This is a genomic window from Specibacter sp. NPDC078709 (genome assembly GCF_040686795.1).
Lineage (GTDB): Bacteria > Actinomycetota > Actinomycetes > Actinomycetales > Micrococcaceae > Specibacter.
Genome location: NZ_JBFBLU010000004.1, coordinates 118,763 through 143,718, shown reverse-complemented (window position 1 = coordinate 143,718; position 24,956 = coordinate 118,763). Strand labels below are relative to the sequence as shown.

Genomic DNA, 24,956 nt, shown 5'->3' with positions numbered 1-24,956 from the left:
GATTCTTTACTGTCGGTAGAAACTAGTGGTTACTCAGTCTCCGGCGGTTGGCAAACACCAAGGCAGTCATGCCCCCGAGCAACAGCAGGGCTGCACCACCAAGGAGTCCAGCACCATTAGCTCCGGTCTGTGCAAGATCCTGCGAGGAACCAGAAGCTTGCTTGTCCGCAGCATTTTGGCTGGGCTGCTGTACATCTGTGCCCTGAGGGGACTTGCTCGGGCTCGGCTCTCCGTCAACGGCTTCACCGGCGCCGGGCACCTCTGGCACTGTAGTCGTGGCGCAATTCATGGTGCCGGTCCGCAGTGCGTGCCCGTCGGTTTGTCCGTCATCGGAGTACGCCACAGGCTTGAACCCATCCACACAGAACACCGCCGGGGCAATGGCAAAGCCCTCGTTGTTCAGGTTAGGCATGCCGGTGGGGCGCTCAAAGACCTGTGTGACCGCAAAGTTTCCGGCGCCTTCGCCGCTGTCGGTGATTTCCAGAGTTGCGCTGCGACCCTCGCAGGTGTCGTCGCAGATAGCCCAGAGCAAACCGGTGGCCGGATCTAGTTCCAGTTCCATGACACCGGGGAACCCGCTCTCAATGGTGGCCACGCGGGTGTAACCGGAACCATCCTGGTCCAGGGCGTAGGCGTAAATCATGCCGTTGGCTTCCACCGCAACGAAAAACAGTCCCGCACCATGGTTCGGGTAGCTAGCGGGGTTGTAGGCGGTGGCAGTGGATTCGTCCACGAACCCCTGGGCTACCAGCTGGGTATCGGGGATCCAGGCGATTCCCTCAAGCCCGGCGTTCGCGCCGATCACAGGCAGGTCCTCTACGAGGTTCCATTCGGCGGTCGCCGCCAAGGTGTCAGCCCCACCAAGGGCGTCGTAACGCAGAATTGACGGACGGGAGACACCACTGGCTGCGTTGTTTCGTTCGGAGGCCACAAAGATTCCGGCCGAAGGTCCGGCGGACGTCATGGCGACGCCTTCTGCATCAACCTCACCGGCGCCATCGGCGTAACGCAGGGTCGTGATGCCAGCCCACACATCGTTACCTTGTTCCACCCAATCCTCACCGCTTTGAACCAGTCGGTGCAAGGAGCCAGCACCGTTGTTGACAGCCCACAAGGTACCGGCACCTGCAGTGGCCTGTGGCTCAAAGGCCAAGCCACTCATGTCAGCGCCGAAGGTGTTTGCAACATCTGCGGTCGCAACAGCGTCAGAACCGGGCCATACGGCCGTGATCAGATCGCCTTCGCAAGCATTGGCTGCACCCTTGGTAGCTTCTCTGGTCTGCACAAACTCGCCAGTGCCGTTCGGGCAGCGTCCCCAGGTGGTTGCCGCGTGAGCTTTGTAGCTGTGAGCGTCAATTTGAGTGTCGGTCGCGTCGGAGAGCCGCACGGCATCAGCCTTGCCCAGTCCAAACGCGGTATCAACATCAAGTGCAATGTAGGCGCCCGCGCCCAGCGTGGTTCCGGCAGGAACGGCGAAGGGTGCCTTCTCTGAATCATCACGGATCAGGAATCCAGAGATATCTACTGGGGTGGCACCGATGTTGGTGAGTTCTACCCAATCGCCGGAGACACCGCCGTCGGACTCTATCTCATTGATGCGGATGGGGAGGCCGCAGTCATTCGGGGCGCCCTTAGTGGAAGTGGTGGTCACTGCCCAGTTGTCAGTGCCATCGGCGCAGCGGCCAAACGTTGTCGGGGCGTGTTCGTCGTTACCCCACGCAGTCCAGGAATAGGAATCAACTAGTACCTGGCCGCCGGGGAGGTAGATGCGGGCTGAGTCAGCTTTGCCCAGGCCGTAGCCGAGCATGTTTTCCTCAACCACGTAGAAACCGCCCGGAGCAATGCTGGCACCATCGGGGAGCACCGCTGCGTGGCTGGCGCTGTCATCGTTGTCGCGCACTACCCAAGCAGAGAGATCCACCACGGTTGTGCCCGCGTTGAACAGTTCAATCCAGTCACCGGGGTTGCCATTGCTGGACTCTACTTCGTTCACGAGGATCGCTGGCGTCGCAACAGCTACGCAGTCGTTCGCAGCACCCTTAGTAGCGGTGGCGGTTGTGGCGAAATCGCCAGTTCCGTCCGCGCAACGGCCCAGGCTGGTGGGGGAGTGGGCAGTCCACGTGTGTGAATCAATGAGTGTGGCGCCGTCCGTGTCGAAGAGGCGCACGGAATCGCTGGCACCGAGCCCGAAGCCGAATTCCGCCTCGTTCAAGACCATGAAGGCCCCCGGCGCCACGACAGTTGCCGGCAGGGTGTAGACATGGGAGTCATCGCTATCGCGGACTGAGAGTCCGCCCAACTCAATCTCAACAGCACTTTTATTCAGGAGTTCGATCCAATCGCCGGGCTCCCCGCCGCTGGACTCGATCTCATTGATGACCAGGTTTCCGGCGACTGGGGCCGTGCAGATGTTTGCGGCACCAGGCGTGGCCTGCGGTGAAACAGCGAATGTTCCGGTTCCATCGGAACACCGGGCGTAGGAGGTGCTCAAATGACCACTCCAGGCGAAGGAGTCCACCACTGTGGTCCCGTCGGGACCGAGGAGCTTGGCTTCGTCTTCTTTTCCGAAGCCAAACTTCACCGGAGCGGTGTCATCGTCCACCGTCACCATCAGGTAGCCGCCGGGGGCAATTATTGATCCGGCCGGCAAATTTATGACGTTTTCCGGCTTATTGTCGGAGATGTGCCACCCAGAAACATCCACAGCCTGCTGGCCGGTGTTGATGAGTTCAACCCCGTCGGCAATGGTGTCGTTGTTCTGAATGACCTCATTGATGCGCACCGTGTTGGGGGTGTCAGCAACGGCCGGCAGTGCAACAGCGACGCCGCTTCCAGCCATTGCTAGGGTGGCGAGTCCGACTGCGGTGCGCAATCTCCATTGTTTGTTTCTCAAGAGTTTTCCTTAGCGGCGGGATATTCGTTGGGCACAAGGCATGACTCTTGGGAGCCTGCCCTGCCAACGTGACGCTCAGACCAACTCCGTGTGAACTATTGCCCTGCGAAGCGCCAACTCTTGCCGCGTTCAAGCGCATCCATTCGGCACATGAGCATGATGCAGATCACTAATTCCATGTGGATGCCAATTCCCCGTCATAATGAAGTGTCCTGTTCGTGAATGAGACTCGTCGGGGCACACAGCCAGAAAGTCACACACATGCATCAGCAGTACCAATCCTTGGACTATGCAAGGGTTCTCTCCGCCACCACGTCACAGGTTCTTACGTCTCGAGAGGCGGCACTTAGCCAATGATGAGCAATCAATCAGGGGACACAAAAACCGAAGCCCTCAAGCCTGCGGTCAGCGCTACTCACGGGCCGCAACCGGTCGAGGCGGACAACGAGCTTAAGCGAGGCCTCAAAAGCCGCCATCTTCAAATGATCGCGATTGGTGGCGCCATTGGCACGGGCCTGTTCGTGGCTTCCGGTGGCACCATCGCGCAGGCCGGTCCCGGTGGAGCACTTCTCGCCTACATTCTTGTGGGCCTGATGGTCTTCTTGCTCATGCAGTCCTTGGGTGAGATGTCTGCCAAGATTCCTGTGGCCGGTTCTTTTCAGACCTATGCAACCCGCTTTGTGTCGCCATCATTCGGGTTTGCCGTTGGCTGGAACTACTGGTTCAACTGGGCCATAACCGTGGCCGCGGAGTTGGTTGCTGCGGGCATCATTATGGACTTTTGGTTCCCAGGAGTGCCGGGCTGGGTGTGGGCCGGTGGCTTCCTCTTACTGCTGACCGGAGTGAATGCTCTCTCAGCCAAAGCCTTTGGTGAAAGTGAATTCTGGCTCTCCTCGATCAAAGTTGTTGCCGTGATCCTATTCCTCATCGCCGGTGTGCTGATGATCTTTGGCATCCTAGGCGACGGCCCATCGGGCATGACGAACTGGCAAACGGGCGAGGATGTGTTCCATGGCGGATGGGTTTCCATCATTTCCGTCTTCATGATTGCCGGGTTCTCTTTTCAAGACACCGAACTGGTCGGTGTTGCAGCTGGCGAGGCCCAGAACCCTCGGCGAGAGGTTCCGCGTGCAATCCGCTCCGTCTTCTGGCGCATTATGATCTTTTACGTCGGTGCCATCTTCGTGATCGGCTGCCTCATTCCCTTCACCGACCCCAGTCTTTTGTCATCGGGCGAGGCAGATATTGCCGCTTCCCCGTTCACCTTGGTGTTTGAACGCGCAGGGATCGCCTTCGCCGCAGCGCTGATGAACGCCGTTATCCTGACAGCCATTCTCTCGGCAGGGAATTCCGGGCTGTACGCATCGACACGCATGCTCTATGCCATGGCCCGTGATGGCAAGGCACCGAAGATTTTCGGCCGCGTCAACTCGCGGGGCGTGCCCATGGCGGCGCTACTGGCCACATCCGGCGTCGGACTCTTCGGTTTCTTGAGCGCCATCGTAGGACAGGGCGCAGCTTATGCCTGGCTGCTCAACGTTTCAGGGCTCAGTGGGTTCATTGTCTGGGCGGGAATCGCCGTCTCGCACTACCGTTTCAGGCGGGGATTCCTCGCCCAAGGAAACACGGTTGACGATTTGCCGTACAAGGCGTCCTTCTTCCCGATCGGTCCGGCACTGGCATTCGCGGTGCTCATTTTGGTGATTGCCGGGCAAAATTATGAGGCTGTCCTGGCCGGCCGCGGTGTCGAAGTCCTGTCCTCCTACATTGGCATCCCCATCTTCCTGGGGCTCTGGATCGTTCACCGATTCGTCACTAAATCCAAGGTGGTGCCGTTATTGGAGATGAACCTTTCCGGTCCCAGCGATGTTGAGGAAGACGCCGTCTAGCAAAGCGCCCAACAGCTCTTGGCACAACTCGCCCTGACGGCGCGCGAAGAAATATGCGCCCCTCACTCAGGGTTTCCTCAGGGCTAAGTGGGGGGTTTGCCCCCTAGTGGTGCCCCGCAGCTGTCCGTAGCGTTGAAGCTATGGAAATTCTCGCAAAACACCCTGACAGCAGCGTGTGCTCATGACTGAATTGTTAATGGCCGCTGCCGGGCAACCGTGGGCGTATGCGGTAGTGGTGCTGTTCTGTCTGCTGGACGGCTTTTTTCCGCCGATTCCCAGCGAAACGATGGTGGTGGCAGTGGCCGCATTGGCAGTGAGCCATGGCCTGGCAGCCCTTGGATTATTGGTGGCGGCGGCCGCCGTAGCCGCTTTTCTGGGCGATAACATCGCGTACCTGATGGGGCGGAGAATCGGCATCAGCCGGTTTGCCTGGATGCGTCGTCCAGTCATGCAGCGGGCCTTTACGAGAGCCGGGACGGAGCTTGAATATCGAGGAGTAGCGATGATTCTGGTGGCAAGATTCCTCCCCGTTGCCCGAGTTGCCGTCAATCTCACTGCAGGTGCCACCAGATACCCTCAGCGGAAGTTCATGGCAGTATCGGCACTTTCAGCAACCCTATGGGCCATCTATTCGGTGGCTATTGGGGCGGTGGCAGGTACGTGGTTGCAAGAACACCCGCTGTTAGGCCTGGTAGCCGCAATGGTAGCGGCCGGTCTTCTGGGAATCCTGCTTGAGAAGGTTATCGGAATATTCCGGGCCCGCCGCAGCAAGGCCAAAGCGGCACTGCAACCGGAGACACCACCGGCACTGGAAGCAGCGAAAAGTTTTGCCGGAGCAGCTCAGCACTAATCCCACCGGGGTACCTGGTGGTGCATGAACGAAAAAGTTTTCAGTCACGCGTGTAAGGATGGAGCCTGCAGCAAACATAGATACACGGCCATACAGACACTCTGGAGCAACGTGATCACCACCCAGCCCATCCCGTCCGTCTTCATTCGCGGTGGCCTTGAACTTGAGAGCACCGCAACTGGCACGATCGTGCATCGGCTGCCCGCTGCCGCCCGTGCACAGGCTAACGGTGATCCCCAACTTTTGATGGTGGAGCAGCAGCCCTCGGGAGTGCGCATCGCCTTCGAAACCACCGCCACGGTCATTGAGTTGGACACCTTACGTTCCCGTACCACGTACGCGGGAGCGCCGGCCCGGCCAGATGGAGTCATTGAACTTATCGTGGACGGAACCGTTCTGGGGGAGTCCGTCACCAACGGTGGCACTTTGACCACCATAGACATGGCCACGGGTATTCCTTCCCGGGCCGAAGGTCCACTCTGCACTAACAGCTTCACCGGATTGCCAGAGGGACTCAAGAATGTCGAAATTTGGCTTCCCCACAATGAAGCCACCGAACTCCTAGCGCTACGAAGCAATGCAGCTGTTGCACCCCAGCGTGACAGTGGACGCCCCCAGTGGTTGCACCACGGCAGCTCTATCAGCCACGGCTCCAACGCCACACGTCCGACGGCGATCTGGCCAGCCGTCGCTTCTCGCTTGGGTGGGGTGGAACTGACAAATCTCGGCTTTGGTGGCAGCGCCCTGCTGGATCCGTTCACGGCGCGCACCATGCGGGACACCCCAGCTGATGCCATCAGTATCAAGATAGGCATCAACCTCGTCAACCTGGACCTGATGCGATTGCGCGCCTTCGGGCCAGCCGTCCACGGGTTCCTCGATACCATCCGCGACGGGCACCCAGACACACCGTTATTGGTGATTTCACCGATCTTTTGCGGCATCCACGAAGATACCCCGGGGCCTGGAGCGTTTGACATGGCTGCCTTCGCAGAAGGGAGAATGCGTTTCACGGCCACCGGAGATCCTGCAGAGATTGCCGCCGGAAAACTCAGCTTGCGTAGTATTCGCAAGGAGTTGGAGCGGATCGTGCACTCGCGCGCAGAGCATGATTCGAACTTACATTTCCTAGATGGGCTTGCTCTTTACGGTGAAGCGGACTCCTTGGAACATCCTCTGCCGGACGCGCTGCATCCGGACGGCGAAACCCACCGCATCATTGGTGAGCGGTTCGCAGCATTAGCCTTTGGGCCAGGTGCAGTCTTTGACCCGTTCTCTTCGCTGGACTCCCGACTGTAGAAACGACAAAGCCCGGCTCGCTGCCACAACTACAGGCAACGAACCGGGCCCAGTCCCCGACTTCGAGTCAGACTCAAGCTCAGACTCAAGCTCTGGTGGACACTTTAGTGGATGGCGGTGGCAGTCTTTTCGGTGGTGACACTCACATCCGAGGAGGGTTCGGCGTCGGACTTGCCCATGAAAGCGGCAACGACCACAATGCCCAAGGCAACGCATGCCGCGACCATGAAACCATTGCTGAATCCTGCGGTCTGGGCAGCGATCTCATCCTTCCCTGCCGCGGCGGCGGCCACGGTTCCAGCAGCCATGACACCCACCAGCAGGGCCGTCCCAGCCGCACCGCCGAGCTGCTGCAAGGTGGAGAGCAGAGCCGAGCCGTGTGAATGTAGTGAATGCGGGAGTGGGTTCAGGCCAGCGGTAAAAGCGGGCGTGAAAATGAACGCCAGCGCGAGGGACATGGCAAGGTGCATGCCGACGATCATGGCCAGGGGCGTGGTCTCGTTCAGCTGTGTGTAGCCGAAGAGGACTGCAGATAGCAGCAGACCACCGGGCATGAGCAGTGGGCGGGCGCCGACTTTATCGAACAACTTACCCACCCCGGGTGCCAGCAGACCCATGAGAATGCCGCCGGGGAGCATCACGAGTCCGGTATTCAGGACATCCAGGCCGCGCACGTTTTGGAGGTACAGCGGTAGCAAGATGATGACACCAAACAGAGCCAGCATCGCCATGACCATCAGTGCTAGGGCCAGCGTGAACTGGCGGTGCAAGAAGGGGCGCATGTCTAGGAGCGCGCTATCGCTGCGCTGGAGTCGCAGCTGCAGCAGCACAAACGCTGCCAGAGAAACGAGTGAGACACCTAGGGCCACGAGGGCAATCAGGTGAGTACCGGCGTCGGGCGATCCAATACCGCTGAGGCCGTAGACCAAGCCACCGAAGGCGGGAATTGAAATGAGCAGCGAGGGCACGGACAGCTTGGAGCGGCTGCGTTCGCCACCTGTTGGCAGCAGCCGTGCACCCAAAATCAAGGCCAGCAATGCAATAGGAAGCACCAGTAGGAAGATGAAACGCCAGGACAGCGAATGCAAAATCAGCCCGGACAGTGTGGGACCAATGGCAGGAGCCACCGAGATCACGATCGAGACGTTGCCCATGATGGCACCACGGCGATGTGAAGGAACCAGATCCAAAATGGTGGTCATCAACAGCGGCAACATGATGGCGGTGCCGGAAGCCTGAACGACGCGGGCCACCAGCAAGATTTCAAAGCCCGGAGCCAGCCCTGCCAGGAGTGTACCGGCCGAGAAAAGCCCCATCGCCAGGATGAAAATAGTGCGCAATGACAGACGGTTAAGCAGGTAGCCCGTGGTGGGGATGACCACGGACATGGTCAACATGAACGCGGTTGCCAGCCATTGGATGGCTGAGGATGAGACATCAAACTCGTGCATCAACTTGGCCAGGGCCACGTTCATGACGGTCTCGTTGAGGATCACCACAAAGGCTGAAACGAGGAGAACGCCGAGGGTGGTGCGGTCCCGGGCTGAAAGCCTTTCGGAGACTTCAGCGGTGGAAAGTGACATGGTGGGGTCCTGATCGTATGGTGCGGAAAAGTTCAAAGGTGCCAGAAATATACAGGGCTAGTTGCCACTGTAGAACAACGGCACACGAAAGTAAGCGCCTACTGTGGTGCTTCTATTCCCGTTTTCCTCACACCATGCCTCCGAGCCCCCACTATGCTTGTGCGAAAACCATTTAGGAACGATCGAGAGAAGTCCATGATGCGAGTAGATACCGTAAAAACGTGGGGCTTGGCGGCCCTCTTGGGTGCCAGTGCTATCAACCATCTGAAGAATCCTGCGTTTTACTATCCAGTGGTTCCGCCGTCGTTGTGCAGTGACAAAGGTGACAAGCGGGGCGTGATGACACGTCGCCAGTGGGTTCTGGCGTCAGCCGCCCCGGAGGCTCTCGCCGTTGCTGGTTTGCTGATTCCGCGTACCCGCAAAGTCACAGCTATTGCCGCAACGGTCATGTTTGTGGGATTCACCGCCGGACACTTCTCTGCTTTGAGACGCGCGTTCGGGCCAGAGGGAACAGCTGCGAGCAAGCGAATCCACGCCATCAGACTTCCCCTGCAAATCCCCTTGATCGCTTGGGCATGGAGCGTTCGCAAGGCTTGAAAATATGGCGGCAAAAGCCGGGCACCCTTCGGGAAAAGGGGTGCCCGGCTTCTGCGTGCTCGTACCTAGTGCTGGCTGGAGCGCCTGCGAGATCCGGCCACAATGACCAAACCGGCGATGAGCGCGAAAGCTGCACCACCAATCATCAAGGTTGATGAGGCGCCTGTGGCGGCCAAATCATCCTGATTGGTCCCATTGGACGGTGCCGTGGGCGACGCCGTTCCGTGCGTTGGCGTAGCGCTGGTAGTGCTGTGCGTGGTGGGGTCAACTGTTGGCTATTCGGTGGGGAGGACTTCTTCGGCGATGGCCAAAGCGGCAAAACCAACCAGTACGCCTTCAGGTTCCTGAACGGTCACTGCGTACTCTCCAGCAGCGAGACGAGTGGGGACACTCAACGGTGCTTCATCTGCTGCATTGCTTCGCACCCAACGATTTGTCGCCGCGGTTCTCGCTTCGCTGGAGCCATCGTGGACGGCCAGAAGCAGCCACGCGCTGGCCGGCACGCTTTGAAGCGTGAGGTATCCGTCGCGGCCAATGTGTAGATACGAGCCAGGAGTAAGAGCACCGGGCTGCGTCAGAACTTCCTTGGTGGATTCGTACGTAGCGGCATCATCCGCGTCCAAGGTGGTTCCGCCAACGTTTCCGCTACCCTGGTGCGGAGCCGTGCTTTCTCCAGCTGCGGGCTTGGGCGCCGAACCCGGCGAGTTGAGTTCCGGGATTGCGTGCAAGGCACCAGTGGTTTGGCGACTCTAGGAGTTTGTCTGTGCGGCCAGGATGAAATCGCGGATCAACTGCTCATCCTTGATTCCCCTGCTCGATTCCACTCCGCTGGAGACATCCACGCCGGCAGGTTTCATGGCCGAGGCGGCAGCAGCCACATTGGCCGGGTTGAGGCCTCCGGCCAGCAGCCAGAAGCCGTTGGGGGTGCCATCGGTCAGGACCGCAGCATCAAAGGTGACACCGGCGCCAGGTTCGACGGCGTCCAGCAGGATCCGCTCGGATTCCCAGTCACGCTTCTCGTCATGGGAGAGGCTGTTGTAGGCATCTGCGGAGAACGCCCGCAGCGCCTTGAAGCCAGCGGCGTGCACGCTTGCCATGTCCGCCAGGCTTTCGTCTCCATGCAATTGCACGGTGGTCACGGCCGCTTTGCGAGCAATCTCCAGGACCTCGTCCATGGGCTGGTTGCGGAACACGCCCACCGTCTCCACGCCGACTGGCACCGTTCGCCCCAGTTCCGCGGCGAGTTCTGCCGTGATGGTGCGGGGGCTCCCGGGGGAAAAGATAAATCCGATCGCGTCAGCACCGGCACCCACGGCTGCGGCGACGGTGTCAGCAGTCTGCAAACCGCAAATCTTTATGTACATGCCTTGCATCATTCCTTCGTCTGGAAGCAACGCCCGGACCTGTTGTCGAATTTTGCGTGCTAGCTGCAATGTTAACAGTGTTGGCCACGGACGATCTCATGATTATGCCCATAGTTGTGCGGAGCCCCAGCGGTTTCCTGCCTGAGGATGCCGCAAACATTGTTTTGCCAGTCGAGTACAGGAGCCTTCCGAAACCATTCCGTCATTGAATACGCCCGTGACCTTACGGAAGATCCCGGCCGAGACTGCCACAACACGCGCCTCCGATCTACCGTGGACCGGTGCGGCCGCAACCAATGCCAATGCCAACCCCGCGGCAGCCAATGATTCAGTCTCCTGCCCCAGCGCATTTCCTGGCCCAGACACCTGCCCATTTTCAGCAGGCCCACTATCCAAAACCCAAGAAGCGCCAACTGAAATTCCACGTCATCATGGCGGCAATCTTCGGCGGACCCACTGTCGGAAGCACTATTCTTCGCCTCGTCGCCACGATCGTGACTCCGGGAACTGACACCTGAGCCACGTTTGTTGCTATCTGCTGGATACTCCCGGCCGTACAGCTACCTGTTTGGCTCATGTGGGGCATCGCCCGCAGGTGACTGCTGGCCCATAGGCACACGTTGACCTGGCACGTCAGGTTTCCCTACACCAGAGCTAGAGCCAGTGCCGAGGCCAGCGTCAGGAAAACACCGCATCCGCCATGGCCCAGAGAACGTAGGCGCTGACCGGAACCAACACGAGCCATTCACGCACCGAGCCGGCGTTGCCGAGGATGGGGATGGCCACATTTCCGCTGGGGCGCCAGATGTTCTTTACCAGCGGCATCCTCCGCAGCCAGCGCGGCGGCCTGATACGCAGCGGCCACAACAGGTTGCAACCGCCAGTGGTCAGCATGTCGCCTAGGATGTGCGCGGCCACACCGAGTCCCATGGCCAACGGGAACCAGTACTCGTGCTGCGGGGCAAAGAGCGTGACGAACGTGCCGACGGCGATCCCCAACGCCCACGGAAACTTGCGCATGGTGTCAGGAACGAACTTCAGCGCCTTGGCCGCAAAGGATGCCAGCATGACCGCCAACAGTCCGGCACCCGGAAATATCGTGCCCCAACCACGCAGTTCCATGGTCCACATGCCGGCCAGCGCTGCGATGGCGATGAAGACGGCCATGCCCAGGATTGAGTGTGTGCCGTGCCGGTGTCCGCCGGACATTTTCCCCACCTGGATGCACATGATGTTGGACAGCGGCGGCAGCGAATGGGCAATGGTCGCATTCCGGTGGTCGGCGTCGGGCACCAGCGCGGCCCCGGCAGTCACCAGCGCCCCGGCCACCACGGACGTGGGCGTCAGGTCCAGCAGCCCCATGCCAACGGTGAGCGACTCCGGAAGTGCCGGAACCACCTGCGCAAGATGACCCAGTCCGACGTCGAACTGGGTGGTCAGGGCCAGCCAAACGGCGGCACCGCTGGCGGCGTGGTGGGCTCCCATCATGAGGGCACGTCCTTGCATTCTCGGGTCTTCGTTCTGAACCCGTGATACGTGGACAAAACCTGCTGCCTCAAGGGTATGTGCAGGCACCGACATTCCAGCCGGAACCCTGTACGGCGAGTAGTGCGGCGTTCCTCACGGTGCCCTGCGGATCCTTGGTGCAACAATGAAGCCATGACCAATCCCAGCAGCGGCACAGCGCCCGAGTTCCCTAGCACCATCTCGAAACCGGCAGCCCGGGCGTTGGCCATTGCGGGCATCAGCAACTTCGAACAACTCAGCACCCACAGCGCTAAGGAACTCCTGGCACTGCACGGCGTAGGATCCAACACAATCAGGATCCTTGGCGAAGAGCTGGCTGTTCGAGGCCTCGCGTTTAGGATCGACTGAACCGTCGGGCGCTACCTTTTCAGCTGCAACAGCATCTCGATGGTGCCGGTGTTCTCCACCTTGACGAAGCCCAGGTCCGGCGCGGCAATGCCGAAGTCAGCGAACGTGACCGGGATGGAACCCTGAACCTCGACCCCGCCGTCCGTGGTCTGCGCCTTTAAGCTGACCCTCACGGCTCGCGTGACACCGGCAATGGTCAGTTCCCCGGACGCCTCGGCAGTTGCGGACCCGCCTGCGATGGCAGCAATGTCCACGGGAGAGGTGAGCGTGAACGTCGACGTGGGGAATTCAGCCGTGTTCAAGATGCCCTGGAATTGCCGGTCCCGGCTGCCGTTGTCGGTGGCCACCTTGCCCAACTCCACCAAGGCAGTCGCGGACGTCAGGCTGGTGCCGTCAATGCCCGCTTCCCCGGATATTTCAGTTGTCCGCCCGACCACGGTCACGCCCTGGCCGTTGAGCACCTCCTTCACCCGATAGCCTGCCTGCGACCCTGCCGAAATTTTCCATGTTCCGGACAGCTCGGTGGCGTCGACCGTGCCCACCGGCCCGGCCCCGGGTGTCGGGGTCGACAGCGCGAGTTGGTCCGCGGCCTTGCCGTTCTCCACCGAGGCGTAAATGACGCTCCCGCCCCAGATGGCAGCGATGGCCACCACCAACAATATTCCCGCGACAATCAACTTTTTGCGCATGCCCAGCCTCTACGAAATAGTGTTCCCGAAGGTACGCACTATGCCAGCATCAGCTGCGTTTTTCCTGTGTGTCCCGGGACGCAGCCGGACCGGAAGCACGACGGCGGCCTGCCGCCCAAAAGTGTTCCCTCACCGGTCCCGGCGGCGTAACGTTGGCTCATGAACAAACAGCCAGTCAATGGGGACCCAGCTGAGGAGTCCACCGACGCCGGGAAACACTCGTCGGTGGAGGACTTCATCAAGTTGATAGTTCCGAACCCCGAGCTGTTGGAGGAAGAAAGCACCTCTGACCCGGACATTGAACCACGCGAAACCGGCGCCTAGCAGTGCTGAGAGTGAGACAGTCATGAATCCCGACGAGCGACATCCAAGCATCGGCAGCATCCCTGATCCCGAAGGTCCGCCCCGGCATCCCGATCCCACACAGCCGCCCGGTCCGCCGGACCCGTACCGGCCGCCGGAGCCGAACGAACCTTATCCGCACCCCGGCCCTCCGGATCCGATCTTTCCGCCGGATCCCTTGAACCCGCCGGCGCCGCCGCTCTACTGAGGCTGGCGGGCCCCTCTGCCACGAATATCACCGTCAGTCCAGCTTCACGATGCCGCTCAGGCTCTCCCACTTTCTGGTCTCAATGTTGAGAACGGCAGTATCATCGCCGGAGCCTTTGACTTCCCGGAGCCCGAACTGGAAGCCGTCAATGGCGTATTCGTGAAATGTGCCGTCGGGACGACTGCGGCCTGAGGAAGACCACGTACTCCTTGCCACCTCGCGCACGGTCATCGTGCCGGCGGTCTGCGGATAGACGCATCGCTCAAAGATCGGGCTGAATATCCGGCCACCCTCAATCGAGTCCATGTGCATACCGGCCACGATCGGCAAAGTGTTGTAGCCGAAGTAGGGGTCCATTGCAGCCCATAGGATGTCCATCACCGCGCCGATTGCCTGAATCTCGGAAAGCGGGAATGCGGCATAGGCATCGTTGGCGTCGCTGAACAGTTCCGCCAGTTCCGGGCTGTTCGCCGGAGGTGGCATCCGCATGGCGCCAAAGGCATCCCCGTCCCCGGTGCCGGCGCATCCCGCCGCAACCGCCACCGAAACCCACGAAAATCCACAGCAAAGACACTGCGCAAAGATGGGTCATCGGCCCCATGCCCCGGCCGGCCCCGCGGATTTACGCTTTTCACACAACGTGAAGGAGCACATCATGACCAGTAATTCACCCAGGTCCCATGCTGAGCTGGCGGAATCCACCGCCACCCTGCCGACCGGAAACTGCGAACGGTTCGCCGGCTACGCCGTCATGGGCATGCCGTTCAGTTCCGGGCACTACCTTGCATTCCGGCGCTTCCCGGCCAGCTCAGTCGGCCCCGCCTACACCGCCCTGTGGCTTTACCGGCCCACGGTCGGCTGGACCATTTACGCCGACGCCCCGCCCGAGGTGAGCTGCGCCCGGTACTTCGGCGCCGCCCTTGCCGGGACCCGCCTGGCCGAAGTCCCGTTCCGGTGGGAGGGACCCTTCAAACTGTCGGTGGGCGTGCCCGGCGTCGTGCGTTGGGACCTTGAGTTCCGGGAAACGCGCACGACGGCGGCACTCACCTCCCTGGCGCACCTCATGCCTGATCCGTGGTGGCATTCGCCCAAGGTGCTGGCCGCCATGGGCAGGTTCATGGGCCCGGCGCTGCAAGCCGGAAAGCTGAGGCTCACCGGAACCGTCCCCAACGGCCAGCAGTACCAGGCCCAGCCGCTGAGCGTGTGGATGGTCAAGAACAGCCACGCGACGATCGACGGCGACAGTGCCGGAGCTCCGCAACCGCTGCCGGAGCAGGCACATCTGGCTGACTTTTGGCTGCCGCAGCGCGGCCTGTTCGTGGCCGAGATGACCGTGCGATTCCCGTCCACAGCGCCGCAGGCGGAGACGGGGCGCGCAGGGGTCCGGACGCAACGCGGTCACACGGCGCTTGCCGGAAAGGCGGGTGCGGCATGAACCGGGCGGTGATCATCCTGGCCACCGCGGTACAGGGGCGTGCGAAAGCTGAACATTGCCGACCTGCGGCGGGTGCATGACCACGCTCCGGTTTTACAATGGGAGGGTGGCTGAGCGCGGTTCGGACAGCGTCAAAACACCGCCCCCGGGCCGGGTTCCAGGGGGTCAGCCGGCAGCGCCGCGGAACCAAGCCGCGCTGCGGGATCCGGGCACCACCAGCCGCGCCGAACTGCTGGCGGCACTGTCCCTGGCCATCGACCTTGGGCTCGGCCAACCCATGGAGCACATGCTGCGGGCCACGCTGCTGGGGCTGCGGATGGCTGAACTGCTGGGAATCGGGCAGGACGCCCGGGGTCACATCTATTACGCCAACTTGATCGCCTGGATCGGCTGCCACGCCGATTCCCACGAGCTCGCGGACTTGTTCGGGGACGACATTGCCTTCCGTGCCGACTACTACTTCATCGACGCGCACGGGCTGCCCATGCTTTCACTGATGCTGCGCCACACCGGCACGGCGCTGCCGCTGGTGCAGCGCACCGCCCGCCGCTCCCAGTTTGCGGCAACCGCGGCAACCGCCATGCGGACACTGATCCGGTCCCACTGCACCTCCGCGGGCCAGCTGGCCAACCGGGTGGGCCTGGATGCGGACATGCCGGCGATCCTGCGCCACACCTTTGAGCGATGGGACGGCAAGGGGCTGCCCGCCGGAATTTCGGGAGCCCGAATCCCGCTGGAGATGCGCATAGCCCAGCTGGCCGACACCGCGGAAGTCTTCCTCCGCACAGCAGGCGTGACCGCCGCAGTGGGGATTGCCACGGAACGCCGCGGCACCCAGTTCGATCCCGTGCTGGCGGACTTGTTTTGCGCCCGCGCAGCTGAGCTGACCGACGGATTGCTGGAATTGGACCCCTGGCCCGCCGCACTGGCGGCAGCCCCGGCCGAACCCCTGCTCAGCGGCGCGGAACTGGATACGGTGTTGGCGGCGATGGGTGATTTTGCAGACTTGAAGTCGCCGTGGACGGCCGGGCATTCCCGCCAGGTCGCTTTCCTCGCCGCGCATGCCGCGGCACACCGCGGATGCAGTGCGCCGGAGGTGCTGGCGCTGCGCAGGGCCGGCTGGGTGCACGACCTCGGCCGGATGGGCGTCTCCAACGGGGTCTGGGACAAGGCCGGGCCGCTGTCATCCATGGACCGCGAGCGCCTGCAGCTGTACCCATTCCTGAGCGAGCGCATCATGGGCCGGGTGCCCGGCATGCGGCGGGTGGCGGAGCTGGCCGGTGCGCACCGCGAGTGGCTGGACGGATCGGGATATCCGCGCGGCCTTGGTGCCTCCAGGCTGGATCCGGGACAGCGCATCCTGGCCGCCGCCGACGCCTACCAGAGCGCCCTTGAGCCGCGTCCGCACCGGCCGGCCCTGGTCCCGGCCGCGGCTGCCGCGCGGCTGCGTGCGGAGGTGGGGGCGGGCAGGTTGGCGGGGGACGCCGTTGAAAGTGTCCTGCAGGCTGCCGGGCATAAGGAAGCACGACGGCGGATCCTGCCTGCCGCCTTGACGGCCAGAGAGGCGGAGGTGCTCAGGCTGCTGTGCCGGGGGATGGACAACAAGGCCATTGCGGCGGAGCTGGTCATCGCGCCCAAGACGGCGCGTAACCATGTGGAGCACATTTATGCGAAGACGGGCGCCTCCAACAGGGTCACGGCCACGTTGTTTGCCCTCGATGCGGGGCTGTGGGACCGAAGCTCTGGGCCGTGACCGCGTCCCGGACGGCGAGCGCGGCAGGGTCAAGGCCTTCATTATCGCTCCGGCCGGTGTGTTTTGGGCCGGCGCCGTTCATGCGCTGGGCCGGTTCTTGGTGTTGGAGAAGATGGACCGGGGACGTCGAACGGCCACCCCGTCGACCGTGATATCCACTGATTCGTTGTAGAACGCAATCCTGTCTTTGATGCGCGCCACTGACGGGTAGGGGTCGGGGTAGGACCAGGCCACCGAGGGGGAGCCCGGCGCGTCCCAGTAGTCCTCGGCGTATCCCTTGTACGGGCAGTGGCTGCGGTTGTTGCTGGCGCTCAGCCGGTCAAGGCGCACGTCAGCGCGCGGAAGGTAGTACCGGGTGGGCAAGTAGGTCTCAAAGAGCAGAACAGGTTCGGTGCTGTCCGCCAGCAGCACGCCGTCGAGCTTGACGGTGATGTGCCGGGAGCTGGGCAGTGCCTCGACACGCTTGTGGGGATCACGCGGATGGCTGTGGACTTCCTCTTCTTCCTCGAGCCAGCGGTCAAGCGCCTCCGGGGCCCAGGTGAGGGTGATGCGGCCCTCGAGGGCGGGATCGTCCCTGCACCATGCGGCGTGGGGCAGCACCCTGCCGCCGGCATGCACGTCAAACCATTGGGCCACGGGCCCCTTAGGTCCGAAGAACGTCGGCGCGCCAGATGGGGCGGAGTTCGCCGGCACCAACAGGTCCATCCGGACCTCGTCCAGGCTGAAGGCATAGGCAGGGATGGGGAACTTCTGCTCCCAAAAGATGAGGGGTGCCCTGCTGTCCACCACCGTTGTGCCGCCCACCATGGCGCGCACCCATTTCCCGCTGATTTCGGTCCGCATGCGAACCACCTGGATTCTGTTGGTTTGGCTGCGTGGAAATTCTACGCCGGGCGGACAGGCAGTCATATAGAAGACATGTTCGAACAGGTCCGACCCAGCCGCTGGCCGCTCATTCCACCAGGAGCTGCCCCAGCTCCTGGGTGCAACGGGTGAGTGCCACATAGAGTCCGTTCGAGCCCCGCGGTTCGACGATGATGCCGGGAGCATCGACCAACAGCAGCAGTGGCAACAACCGCCATTCCCCAAGAATCCGGGGCCAGGCCAGCAATAAGTGTTTTCACCCGGTGGCGGCGTGGGCAGCGGGCCAGCAACTCGCCGTCTGCGCCGCCATTTCCGTGCAGGCTTGCATGCGGCGCCCCTCAGCTCCCGCTGCTCGCCTTGTCGTCCGGCACAGCCGGGAACGAATGCTCAATCGCGGAACTGGTCGGCTCCCGGCCCAGCAGCAATTCCTGGTAGGTTTCGGCCGCAGCCCCGATGGGAGCCAGCCCTGCCCGCAGCTTCTTGCCCCTGGGCGCACGGATCATCTTGACCGCCATGCCCAGTACGACGGCGATGCCAAGTCCTAGGGCCAGCCAGCCTCCCAGCGCGGCCGGGTCCGTGACGAGCAGGACGATGGCGAAACAGAGCGCCACCGCCCCGAGCACGATCCAGAGGACCTTCTTCAAAGAACTGCTGCCCTGTCCAGCCATGACTGCCTCCCCAAGTAGTGCCATCAGCCTACCGCCGCCTCCAGAGGGGCCACCCGCAGCAGCCGCACTGCCGATCGCTGCCATCAAGCCCGCTGTGCACATTGCGGCTGTTGCTGGATGGGATAATTGACCATGGCGGCCGCAGTGCGGCCACAGTGACCAAATTTAAGGAATCCAATGTCCACGCTGAAGCAGAAACTCAAAGAAGACGTCGTCACGCATATGAAAGCCGGCAACAAGATTGCCCTGACCACTGTCCGCAACGTGCTGGGCGAGATTGAAACGCGTGAAAAGGGCGGCAAGACCCCCGTTGAGTTCGACGACGCACAGGTCATCACCCTGCTGCAGAAGGAAGCGGCCAAGCGCCACGACACCGCCGGAATCTACACCGAAGCCGGCGAACCCGACCGTGCCGCAGCAGAGCTGTCGGAAGCTGAAGTCATCGAGGCCTACCTGCCCAAGGCCCTGAATGCCGAGGAAGCCGCAGCCATTGTAGACCGGATCATCAGCGGGCTGGAAGCCGAACAGGGCGAACTGTCCATGCGCCAGATGGGTGTGGCCATGAAGCCGGTCACCGCCGAAATCGCCGGCCGCTTTGACGGCAAGGCCGTCTCTGAAATGGTCCGCAAGCGCCTCGCCTAACACAAGGCACACGTCCGGGCGGCCCCGATTGCGGGGCGGCCAGGACGTGTGGCTATATTCGCTTGCAGTGACACGGGTGCTCCACGCGGGGCTGAGAGAACACCCGTTGAACCTGATCTAGTTAACACTAGCGAAGGCAAGCCCGGCCGGGTCGATCTCCAGATGATTGCCGACGACGGCTGCACAGTCCTGGGCAGTACACCAGCAACGGATTCCGTGGGCACGCCGTCTTCCGGCGCCGGGGCGGTCCGCATCGTCCACCTGCACCAGCGTCAGGATCTCTACAATCAGATCCTCCTCCGACCGTTTCCAAGAGACAATCTCGCCACGTCCGAGCCAGACGGATGTACTGCGTGAACTTGATGGTGATGTTCGGCCGCACGTTTGCCGTGGGTGTCTTATCGACCTCGTAGATGAGGTCTGTCCCGATCACTTTGAGGGTACGCATGTCGCAGGGGAGGCGTTTGGCGTCGAAGCCCGGTTCCGGTGTTCCATGCATGGGGCCGTAGCGAAACTGCTCTCCCTTAGCGGTCACGCCCGGGCACATGATCGATCGCGAGATGCTGAATAGTCGCAGGGAACCGTGATCAGGAAAGCGCCGGCCATAACTGAAAACGTTGTTCGGTTTTTCATATTTCCCGCGCCTGCCCCTTATCGTGAACGATCCTGCTCATCATGCGCAGCGCCGGGGCTGGAAATCCCACGTGGAACTGCCAGTTGGGGTTCGAATAACGCGGCCCACACACTGTATGAGAACCTTGATTTCCACGCCAACCCAAAATGGGCGGCGGCAGCGCCTTTTCACTCCTAATGAAACGGCCTCCAACAGAAACGGAAGCCCCATGATTGAACTGAAGCAGGACACTGACGGGTTCGTCCGCATGCCCCGGCATTTCCCGGCCAAGGCAACAATCACCATCACGTTTACGGACGGCACAGTGGGCGAATATTCCGGGAAGCGCCTGAACGAGCTCTACGACGAGGCGCTTGCCGCCTTCAGGCTGGGCAACAACATGGACGCCAAGGGCTTTGACCGCAATGCCAAGAACATCCACCGGCGCAACGCCATCAGCCTGGTCCCCGTCCAGGCCGGAATGCTTGGCTAGCGCCTGCGTGTAGGACGCCGGAGGGCCCACCGGCCCATGCTGAGGATCGGCTCCCATCCATCATCGTGGATGCAGCCGCACACAGCGCCGCCAACGTGTTCGGCCGCGTCCACCGCGGCCAGGTCCGCCTCGGCATCGGCCAGTATTTTCAGGCATTCCGCCTGCGTCTGATGTGAGATGTAGTCCCTGCGGGCAACCAGCAGTACCTTGCCCACGTCACTAAAATACTGGCCCGCGGTGGCTGCCAATCCCAAAAGGCTGGCCACCGCCCAGGCGATGGCCAGCGAAAAGTCACCATCGCCGTCGTTCGCGGCCAGTGACTCCCGCACGGTGAGGAACAAGGAGAGCCCGGCCAGCACTGCAAAGGGCAGGATCCACTTGCCGGTGGTGATCCGGTAGTTGAGCAAAATGTTGTGTTGAAAGTTCCGGGTCCGGGCGCGGTGGTGCTGTTCAGTCTTCAAATACTTCAGCTGCTCGACGAGGCCGGGCCGCCCGGGTGACTCGTGCGAGGTGAAAAGGCGTTCAAAGTCTTCACCGGTGAAGGGGCCGGCACGTTTCGAGTCATGTTCCGCCCTGAGCTGGTCCAGTTCAGTCCTGTAATGGGCAACTTGGCGGGCACTGTCACGGACGCCAAATTTTCGTGCGTCATTGAGGTCCGCCAGCAGCTCCGGAAACGCCAGCCTTTCCTTCTTCTGCATCAAGGCGGCGGTGACCAGAATGGCCAGGGCATAGAGGCCCGTTGTCACCAGGGTGGTGCCCGTGCCTGGCAGGGAGAGGAGGCCGGCTGAATCCTCCAGCGAGCCAAGGTGCGATGCTGCCAAGCTGGAGGTGATGCCCATGATGTAGTTGCCAACGAGGGTCAAAAGGCCAATGACGAGCACTGTGTAGAAAAACATCCGCCGGTTCGCCCGCATTTCCTGGTTGGGGCCCGCCACCACTGCGAGCTTCCTGCGTTGGCGGGCGTTCTCCATGATTTGGAAGGCGATGGAGGCAAGGCAAATGAATAGGAAGATGATGATCAGCGCCGGCCCGTCATCTTCGATAATGATGCCCCAGCCGTTTGAATCATTCACGTCAAGTCCCTTTCGTGTCCCCGAAATGGAGCCAATCTGCGGTTTGTTCTCCAACTGACACACTGCATCGCCGGTGTCGGTGCCTGAATGTGCGAACACGTTACTCCAATAAATGGAGAATACCGCCGGAGTCCGTAGGATTGAAGCCACTAGGCGGGCCGTGGGTCTCAGCATGGCCGCCGTGAACCCGAAAGGCGTCATGTCTTATTTGACCCTCATTCCCTTATTCATTGGGCTCGGCGTGTTGGTGGTGCTGATCATCATCGCTGCCGTCATCTCCCGGATTGCTCTGCATATTGCTAGCCCTGACCAGGCCCTTGTCATCTCCTCCAAAGACAACAAGAGCCTGCCAGATCCCAGCAGCCAGCGCGTGGTGTTCGGCCGCATCTTCATCAACCCCTTCACGCAGCGCGCGTACCCTCTGTCCCTGGCCTCACGGCAGGTTTCATTGAAGATTGAGGGTATCTCCAAGAACGGCATCAAACTTCACCTCACGGGCGTCGCACAGGTCAAGGTCGGTGGCGACGCCGATTCCGTCCGCAAGGCAGCCCAGCGTTTCCTCAACCAGCAGGACGCCATTGACCACTACACGCAGGAGACTCTCTCCGGTTCACTGCGTTCGATCGTGGGTACCTTGACAGTGGAATCCATCATCAAGGACCGTGCCACCTTCGCCAAGAGTGTGAAAGAAGAAGCCGAGCACTCCATGCACAACCAGGGCCTGGAGATCGATACCTTCCAGATCCAGTCGGTCGACGACGACTCCGGTTACCTTATGAACTTGGGTCGCCCCGAGGCCGCTTTGGCCGAAAAGAACGCCAAGATCGCTGAAGCTCAGTTCCTGCAGGAAGCCGAGCAGGCCAAAGCCATTGCTGACGAGCAGGTTGCGCTTGCACAGCAGCAGCTGATCATCAAGCGTGCCGAGCTCAAGGAAGAAGCCGACGCCCGGCAGGCCCGCGCCGATGCGGCTGGCCCGTTGGCTGCGGCAGAGCAGCAGGAGCAGGTCATCATCCGCGATCAGCAGGTTGCCTTGCGCCGCGCGGAACTGCGCGAGAGGGAACTCGACACCGAAGTTCGCAAGCCGGCCGACGCCGAGAAATACCGCTTGATCCAGCAGGCTGACGCCAAACTGGAGGAACGCCGTCGTGCTTCCGAGGCTGCTGAAATCGAAGCAACCGTAGAGCTCGCCAAGCGCAAGCTCACGGCCGAGGGTGACAGGGTTGCCGCCGAGGCGGACGCCGCGTCATCCACCGCTCGCGGTAACGCCGAAGCTGCTGTGGTCGAGGCTCGTGGCCGCGCCGATGCGGCTGTCATCAAGTCCCGCGGTCAGGCTGAGGCCGAGTCCACCGAGGCAAAGGGTGTGGCCGAGGCTGCCGGTATTGCAGCTCAGGCTGAGGCGTACGAGAAGTTCAACGAGGCCGCTATCCTCAGCAAGGTCCTGGAAGTTCTCCCTGCCATGGCCCGCGAGGTGGCAGCTCCCATGGCAGCCATCAAGGACATGACAGTCATCTCCAACGACGGCGCCAGCCAGTTGAGCAAGAACGTCTCCAACGGCGTTCAGCAGACAACGCAGCTGATCAAGGACTCGACGGGTCTGGACATCATCGGCTTGCTGCAGGGCATGGTCGGCGGCGGGTCCACGGAGTCCTCCAGCGGAGCAGCCAGCGGACTTCTCAATGCCGTTAATAAGGGCAAGTCCGGCGCCGAGAATTCCAGCAAGGGTCAGTCCAGCAAGGGCGCCCCGGAAATCGGCTCCGAGAACAGCTAGCAGCAACTAAGCACCAAGGTATTCGCAAACGGCGACGCCGCGAACTGCTTCTACAGTTCGCGGCGTCGCCGTTTTCCGGGTCATCCTGCGCCGTTTCAAGCGCCGCGTGTATTAGCCGAGTTCGGGGTAGTGGATGGCTGCCGTTTCGGGGTGGGCGCGTACCCAGCCCTTGAGAACGTTGGAGCCATAGGAGGACAACATCGGGTTGTCCGGATCATCGCTGACACCACGAGCTTCGGCAGCGAGAGCAGGCGGCAGCGGCACCGTATCAATCACGGCGTCCAGGCGCGGTGACCAGAAGAACGGCACCGAGTAGCGGTCCACGCCGGGCGGGGGAGCGGTTACGCGGTGGATGGTGGCCATGAGGTAGCCATTGGTGGCCACCTCAAGCATTTCGCCCAAGTTCACCACGAGGGCACCGGGAATCGGCTCGACAGGGATCCAGTCTTCTTGACCGTGCGGCTGAACTTCCAAACCGCCCACATTGTCCTGCAACAGCAAGGTGACAAAGCCGTAGTCGGCGTGCGCACCAACACCCTGGGTGCCAGCCTCTGGAACCTGACCACCAACATAGTGCACCAACTTGCCCATCCATGCGGGCGCAAAGGTGAACGGTTCGGCCAGGTAATCCTCCGGCAGACCCAACGCAACGCTGATGCCCTCGAGCAGATCCACGCCGATCCGCGCCATCAACGCCGTCCACTGCAAAGCCGTGCGTTCCAGCTCAGGGTACTGATCGGGCCACTGGTTGTGTCCCTGCAGGCGCAGGAACAGCTGATCCTCCGGGACATCGATCAGCGGCTCACGGTCGGGACCGAAATCGATCTGTTCGCGGGAGTCGGCACGGCCTCGGGTAATTTCCTTGCCCAGGCGGGTATACCCGCGGAACTGGGCGGAGCTGCGGTTATCCAGCTCAAGGCGCTGCTCCAGCGGCAAGCGGAAGAACCCTGCCACCGTCTCCAATAGTTCCTCAACTTGGCCCTCGGCGGCGCCGTAATTGATGACTTGGAAGAACCCGACATTGTGCGCGGCGTCGCGCAGCGCGTCGATGAACTCCATATTGAAAAAGCCGTCCGAATTGCGGGCGGTGGAGAGATCTAGAACCGGGACTGAGGTGCGTGTTTTGCTCATTCCTCCAGCGTGAACGCTCCGAACGCAAAAGAGAAGTAATATTTCTAATTGTTGCGTCACAAACTTGCCCCAAAGCAAAACGTTACTTCTCTCAAGTTCGACGCCGGCACCTAGGCTGGCACTTATTCCGAACCTTTTGATTCAGATACGTCATATTGTTCGCGTTCGTTCGGCCGAGAGCGGCGCTGAGTCAAGTTTGATTCCCTTCACTGGGGATAGGGTTCTCTTATGACTGTTGAATCTTCGCTGCTATACGACCTTCCCGCCTACACAGTGCGCCGAAACGTGGTCTCGGCCATGGCGAACAATGTGTACTTGATTACCGCCAAGGGCACCGGGGCACAGATCCTCATTGATGCAGCGGATGATCTCCCGTCCATCAAGGAGCTGCTCAAGGATGCAACGGGCGACGCCGAGGTGCCCACATCTCTGGCCATGATCGCCACGACACACCAACACTGGGATCATGTCCGCGCGCTGGCCGGGCTCGTGTCCCACAGCGGTGTGCCCACGGCTGCCGGCACCGATGACATCCCCGGCATTGCCAAAGAATCCGGCGTGGCCATTGACCTGGCGTTGGTACACGATGGGACACTGTCTGTGGCTGGAATCGAGCTAGTGGCAGTTCATCTGCGCGGCCACACCCCCGGTTCCATCGCTTATGTCCTGCAGCCAGGATCTGATGCTGCGCCCATCATTTTCAGCGGAGATTCCCTGTTCCCCGGCGGCGTCGGCAACACCCAAGACGATCCAGCACGATTCACCTCACTGGTGAACGATGTCGAGGAACGCCTCTTCAACGTCTACCCGGACAACGCAGTAGTGCTGCCCGGTCATGGTGACGGAACCACCATCGGCGCCGAACGCCCCTCCCTGCCCCAGTGGCGTGAGCGCGGCTGGTAGCCCGCTACTGGTCCACCGCCTCTC

At 61.6% G+C, this 24,956-nt stretch carries 24 protein-coding genes and 1 riboswitch; of the genes, 13 read left to right on the top strand and 11 right to left on the bottom strand.

From position 1 onward, the window contains the following. Positions 1 to 22 precede the first annotated feature (22 nt). Entirely contained in the window at positions 23 to 2,893 is a 2,871-nt protein-coding gene (locus tag AB0P14_RS09345) for a lamin tail domain-containing protein (protein ID WP_363840855.1), read from the bottom strand. Between the two features lie 356 nt (positions 2,894 to 3,249). Here AB0P14_RS09345 and AB0P14_RS09340 point away from each other — a divergent pair, with 356 nt between their 5' ends. From AB0P14_RS09340 to AB0P14_RS09330, 3 genes are all read left to right on the top strand, one after another. Further along, positions 3,250 to 4,782: an amino acid permease gene (locus AB0P14_RS09340; protein ID WP_363840852.1), complete on the top strand. Its 1,533-nt coding sequence runs from the start codon at positions 3,250 to 3,252 to the stop codon at positions 4,780 to 4,782. Positions 4,783 to 4,963: 181 nt separating this feature from the next. Continuing rightward, positions 4,964 to 5,632 carry a DedA family protein gene (locus AB0P14_RS09335; protein ID WP_363840849.1) on the top strand — a complete coding sequence of 223 codons (669 nt, stop codon included), beginning with the start codon at positions 4,964 to 4,966 and terminating at the stop codon, positions 5,630 to 5,632. Positions 5,633 to 5,743: 111 nt separating this feature from the next. Further along, on the top strand, positions 5,744 to 6,931 hold the full coding sequence (locus AB0P14_RS09330; protein WP_363840846.1) for an SGNH/GDSL hydrolase family protein: 1,188 nt from the start codon (positions 5,744 to 5,746) through the stop codon (positions 6,929 to 6,931). 104 nt (positions 6,932 to 7,035) lie between these two features. On the opposite strand, the gene AB0P14_RS09325 is transcribed toward AB0P14_RS09330, so the two are convergent. Then, positions 7,036 to 8,514 (bottom strand): MDR family MFS transporter, encoded by a 1,479-nt coding sequence (locus AB0P14_RS09325; RefSeq protein ID WP_363840843.1) that lies wholly within the window; start codon positions 8,512 to 8,514, stop codon positions 7,036 to 7,038. Positions 8,515 to 8,709: 195 nt separating this feature from the next. On the opposite strand from AB0P14_RS09325, the gene AB0P14_RS09320 reads away from it, so the two are divergent. Continuing rightward, on the top strand, positions 8,710 to 9,111 hold the full coding sequence (locus AB0P14_RS09320; RefSeq protein ID WP_363840840.1) for a MauE/DoxX family redox-associated membrane protein: 402 nt from the start codon (positions 8,710 to 8,712) through the stop codon (positions 9,109 to 9,111). A gap of 275 nt (positions 9,112 to 9,386) precedes the next feature. On the opposite strand, the gene AB0P14_RS09315 is transcribed toward AB0P14_RS09320, so the two are convergent. After that, positions 9,387 to 9,839 carry a hypothetical protein gene (locus AB0P14_RS09315; protein WP_363840838.1) on the bottom strand — a complete coding sequence of 151 codons (453 nt, stop codon included), beginning with the start codon at positions 9,837 to 9,839 and terminating at the stop codon, positions 9,387 to 9,389. Between the two features lie 21 nt (positions 9,840 to 9,860). Next, positions 9,861 to 10,475 carry a phosphoribosylanthranilate isomerase gene (locus AB0P14_RS09310; RefSeq protein WP_363840835.1) on the bottom strand — a complete coding sequence of 205 codons (615 nt, stop codon included), beginning with the start codon at positions 10,473 to 10,475 and terminating at the stop codon, positions 9,861 to 9,863. A gap of 302 nt (positions 10,476 to 10,777) precedes the next feature. Here AB0P14_RS09310 and AB0P14_RS09305 point away from each other — a divergent pair, with 302 nt between their 5' ends. Next, on the top strand, positions 10,778 to 10,993 hold the full coding sequence (locus tag AB0P14_RS09305) for a hypothetical protein (RefSeq protein ID WP_363840832.1): 216 nt from the start codon (positions 10,778 to 10,780) through the stop codon (positions 10,991 to 10,993). Positions 10,994 to 11,153: 160 nt separating this feature from the next. Here the strand turns inward: AB0P14_RS09305 and AB0P14_RS09300 are convergent, their stop codons facing one another. Further along, on the bottom strand, positions 11,154 to 11,963 hold the full coding sequence (locus tag AB0P14_RS09300) for a metal-dependent hydrolase (protein ID WP_363840829.1): 810 nt from the start codon (positions 11,961 to 11,963) through the stop codon (positions 11,154 to 11,156). A 171-nt stretch (positions 11,964 to 12,134) separates the two neighbouring features. Here AB0P14_RS09300 and AB0P14_RS09295 point away from each other — a divergent pair, with 171 nt between their 5' ends. Further along, positions 12,135 to 12,350 carry a DNA-binding protein gene (locus tag AB0P14_RS09295; RefSeq protein ID WP_363840825.1) on the top strand — a complete coding sequence of 72 codons (216 nt, stop codon included), beginning with the start codon at positions 12,135 to 12,137 and terminating at the stop codon, positions 12,348 to 12,350. Between the two features lie 11 nt (positions 12,351 to 12,361). On the opposite strand, the gene AB0P14_RS09290 is transcribed toward AB0P14_RS09295, so the two are convergent. Continuing rightward, positions 12,362 to 13,039, bottom strand: a complete 678-nt coding sequence (locus AB0P14_RS09290; RefSeq protein ID WP_363840823.1) for a YceI family protein — start codon at positions 13,037 to 13,039, stop codon at positions 12,362 to 12,364. Between the two features lie 159 nt (positions 13,040 to 13,198). Here AB0P14_RS09290 and AB0P14_RS09285 point away from each other — a divergent pair, with 159 nt between their 5' ends. Beyond that, a complete protein-coding gene (locus AB0P14_RS09285; protein WP_363840820.1) occupies positions 13,199 to 13,363 on the top strand; it encodes a hypothetical protein in 165 nt (54 codons plus the stop codon). Positions 13,364 to 13,622: 259 nt separating this feature from the next. Here AB0P14_RS09285 and AB0P14_RS09280 read toward each other — a convergent pair whose 3' ends face one another. After that, positions 13,623 to 14,132, bottom strand: coding sequence for a hypothetical protein (locus AB0P14_RS09280; protein ID WP_363840817.1), 510 nt, complete (start codon positions 14,130 to 14,132; stop codon positions 13,623 to 13,625). Positions 14,133 to 14,244: 112 nt separating this feature from the next. Between AB0P14_RS09280 and AB0P14_RS09275 the strand changes: the two genes are divergently transcribed. Beyond that, on the top strand, positions 14,245 to 15,024 hold the full coding sequence (locus AB0P14_RS09275) for a hypothetical protein (RefSeq protein ID WP_363840814.1): 780 nt from the start codon (positions 14,245 to 14,247) through the stop codon (positions 15,022 to 15,024). Positions 15,025 to 15,130: 106 nt separating this feature from the next. Continuing rightward, the gene (locus tag AB0P14_RS09270) at positions 15,131 to 16,777 is read left to right on the top strand and encodes an HD domain-containing phosphohydrolase (protein WP_363840812.1); all 1,647 of its coding nucleotides are present in this window, start codon (positions 15,131 to 15,133) and stop codon (positions 16,775 to 16,777) included. A 78-nt stretch (positions 16,778 to 16,855) separates the two neighbouring features. Here AB0P14_RS09270 and AB0P14_RS09265 read toward each other — a convergent pair whose 3' ends face one another. Both AB0P14_RS09265 and AB0P14_RS09260 read right to left on the bottom strand, forming a co-directional pair. Further along, a complete protein-coding gene (locus AB0P14_RS09265; RefSeq protein ID WP_363840809.1) occupies positions 16,856 to 17,620 on the bottom strand; it encodes a DUF427 domain-containing protein in 765 nt (254 codons plus the stop codon). Between the two features lie 359 nt (positions 17,621 to 17,979). Continuing rightward, on the bottom strand, positions 17,980 to 18,309 hold the full coding sequence (locus tag AB0P14_RS09260) for a hypothetical protein (RefSeq protein WP_363840806.1): 330 nt from the start codon (positions 18,307 to 18,309) through the stop codon (positions 17,980 to 17,982). Between the two features lie 177 nt (positions 18,310 to 18,486). On the opposite strand from AB0P14_RS09260, the gene AB0P14_RS09255 reads away from it, so the two are divergent. Then, a complete protein-coding gene (locus tag AB0P14_RS09255; RefSeq protein ID WP_363840803.1) occupies positions 18,487 to 18,951 on the top strand; it encodes a GatB/YqeY domain-containing protein in 465 nt (154 codons plus the stop codon). 63 nt (positions 18,952 to 19,014) lie between these two features. After that, positions 19,015 to 19,107: riboswitch (TPP riboswitch) on the top strand. Positions 19,108 to 19,793: 686 nt separating this feature from the next. Continuing rightward, entirely contained in the window at positions 19,794 to 20,057 is a 264-nt protein-coding gene (locus tag AB0P14_RS09250) for a hypothetical protein (RefSeq protein WP_363840800.1), read from the top strand. Here the strand turns inward: AB0P14_RS09250 and AB0P14_RS09245 are convergent. Beyond that, entirely contained in the window at positions 20,054 to 21,130 is a 1,077-nt protein-coding gene (locus tag AB0P14_RS09245) for a hypothetical protein (RefSeq protein ID WP_363840798.1), read from the bottom strand. The two genes, AB0P14_RS09250 and AB0P14_RS09245, sit on opposite strands and share 4 nt — an antisense overlap. Before the next feature lie 199 nt (positions 21,131 to 21,329). On the opposite strand from AB0P14_RS09245, the gene AB0P14_RS09240 reads away from it, so the two are divergent. Further along, positions 21,330 to 22,898 carry an SPFH domain-containing protein gene (locus AB0P14_RS09240; protein WP_363840795.1) on the top strand — a complete coding sequence of 523 codons (1,569 nt, stop codon included), beginning with the start codon at positions 21,330 to 21,332 and terminating at the stop codon, positions 22,896 to 22,898. 111 nt (positions 22,899 to 23,009) lie between these two features. Here AB0P14_RS09240 and AB0P14_RS09235 read toward each other — a convergent pair whose 3' ends face one another. Next, positions 23,010 to 24,029 carry a 2-oxoglutarate and iron-dependent oxygenase domain-containing protein gene (locus AB0P14_RS09235; protein ID WP_363840792.1) on the bottom strand — a complete coding sequence of 340 codons (1,020 nt, stop codon included), beginning with the start codon at positions 24,027 to 24,029 and terminating at the stop codon, positions 23,010 to 23,012. Between the two features lie 228 nt (positions 24,030 to 24,257). Between AB0P14_RS09235 and AB0P14_RS09230 the strand changes: the two genes are divergently transcribed. Continuing rightward, positions 24,258 to 24,932, top strand: a complete 675-nt coding sequence (locus AB0P14_RS09230) for an MBL fold metallo-hydrolase (RefSeq protein WP_363840789.1) — start codon at positions 24,258 to 24,260, stop codon at positions 24,930 to 24,932. The last annotated feature ends 24 nt before the right edge of the window (positions 24,933 to 24,956 follow it).

Bases quoted from the DNA above. Each gene is read 5' to 3' on its own strand.
- AB0P14_RS09255 (WP_363840803.1), top strand. From the start codon at position 18,487: ATGTCCACGCTGAAGCAGAAACTCAAAGAAGACGTCGTCACGCATATG.
- AB0P14_RS09265 (WP_363840809.1), bottom strand. From the start codon at position 17,620: ATGCGGACCGAAATCAGCGGGAAATGGGTGCGCGCCATGGTGGGCGGC.
- AB0P14_RS09260 (WP_363840806.1), bottom strand. From the start codon at position 18,309: ATGGCTGGACAGGGCAGCAGTTCTTTGAAGAAGGTCCTCTGGATCGTG.
- AB0P14_RS09230 (WP_363840789.1), top strand. From the start codon at position 24,258: ATGACTGTTGAATCTTCGCTGCTATACGACCTTCCCGCCTACACAGTG.
- AB0P14_RS09320 (WP_363840840.1), top strand. From the start codon at position 8,710: ATGATGCGAGTAGATACCGTAAAAACGTGGGGCTTGGCGGCCCTCTTG.
- AB0P14_RS09285 (WP_363840820.1), top strand. From the start codon at position 13,199: ATGAACAAACAGCCAGTCAATGGGGACCCAGCTGAGGAGTCCACCGAC.
- AB0P14_RS09325 (WP_363840843.1), bottom strand. From the start codon at position 8,514: ATGTCACTTTCCACCGCTGAAGTCTCCGAAAGGCTTTCAGCCCGGGAC.
- AB0P14_RS09335 (WP_363840849.1), top strand. From the start codon at position 4,964: ATGACTGAATTGTTAATGGCCGCTGCCGGGCAACCGTGGGCGTATGCG.
- AB0P14_RS09290 (WP_363840823.1), bottom strand. From the start codon at position 13,039: ATGCGCAAAAAGTTGATTGTCGCGGGAATATTGTTGGTGGTGGCCATC.
- AB0P14_RS09340 (WP_363840852.1), top strand. From the start codon at position 3,250: ATGAGCAATCAATCAGGGGACACAAAAACCGAAGCCCTCAAGCCTGCG.
- AB0P14_RS09240 (WP_363840795.1), top strand. From the start codon at position 21,330: ATGTCTTATTTGACCCTCATTCCCTTATTCATTGGGCTCGGCGTGTTG.
- AB0P14_RS09235 (WP_363840792.1), bottom strand. From the start codon at position 24,029: ATGAGCAAAACACGCACCTCAGTCCCGGTTCTAGATCTCTCCACCGCC.
- AB0P14_RS09275 (WP_363840814.1), top strand. From the start codon at position 14,245: ATGACCAGTAATTCACCCAGGTCCCATGCTGAGCTGGCGGAATCCACC.
- AB0P14_RS09250 (WP_363840800.1), top strand. From the start codon at position 19,794: ATGATTGAACTGAAGCAGGACACTGACGGGTTCGTCCGCATGCCCCGG.
- AB0P14_RS09300 (WP_363840829.1), bottom strand. From the start codon at position 11,963: ATGATGGGAGCCCACCACGCCGCCAGCGGTGCCGCCGTTTGGCTGGCC.
- AB0P14_RS09305 (WP_363840832.1), top strand. From the start codon at position 10,778: ATGCCAACCCCGCGGCAGCCAATGATTCAGTCTCCTGCCCCAGCGCAT.
- AB0P14_RS09295 (WP_363840825.1), top strand. From the start codon at position 12,135: ATGACCAATCCCAGCAGCGGCACAGCGCCCGAGTTCCCTAGCACCATC.
- AB0P14_RS09310 (WP_363840835.1), bottom strand. From the start codon at position 10,475: ATGTACATAAAGATTTGCGGTTTGCAGACTGCTGACACCGTCGCCGCA.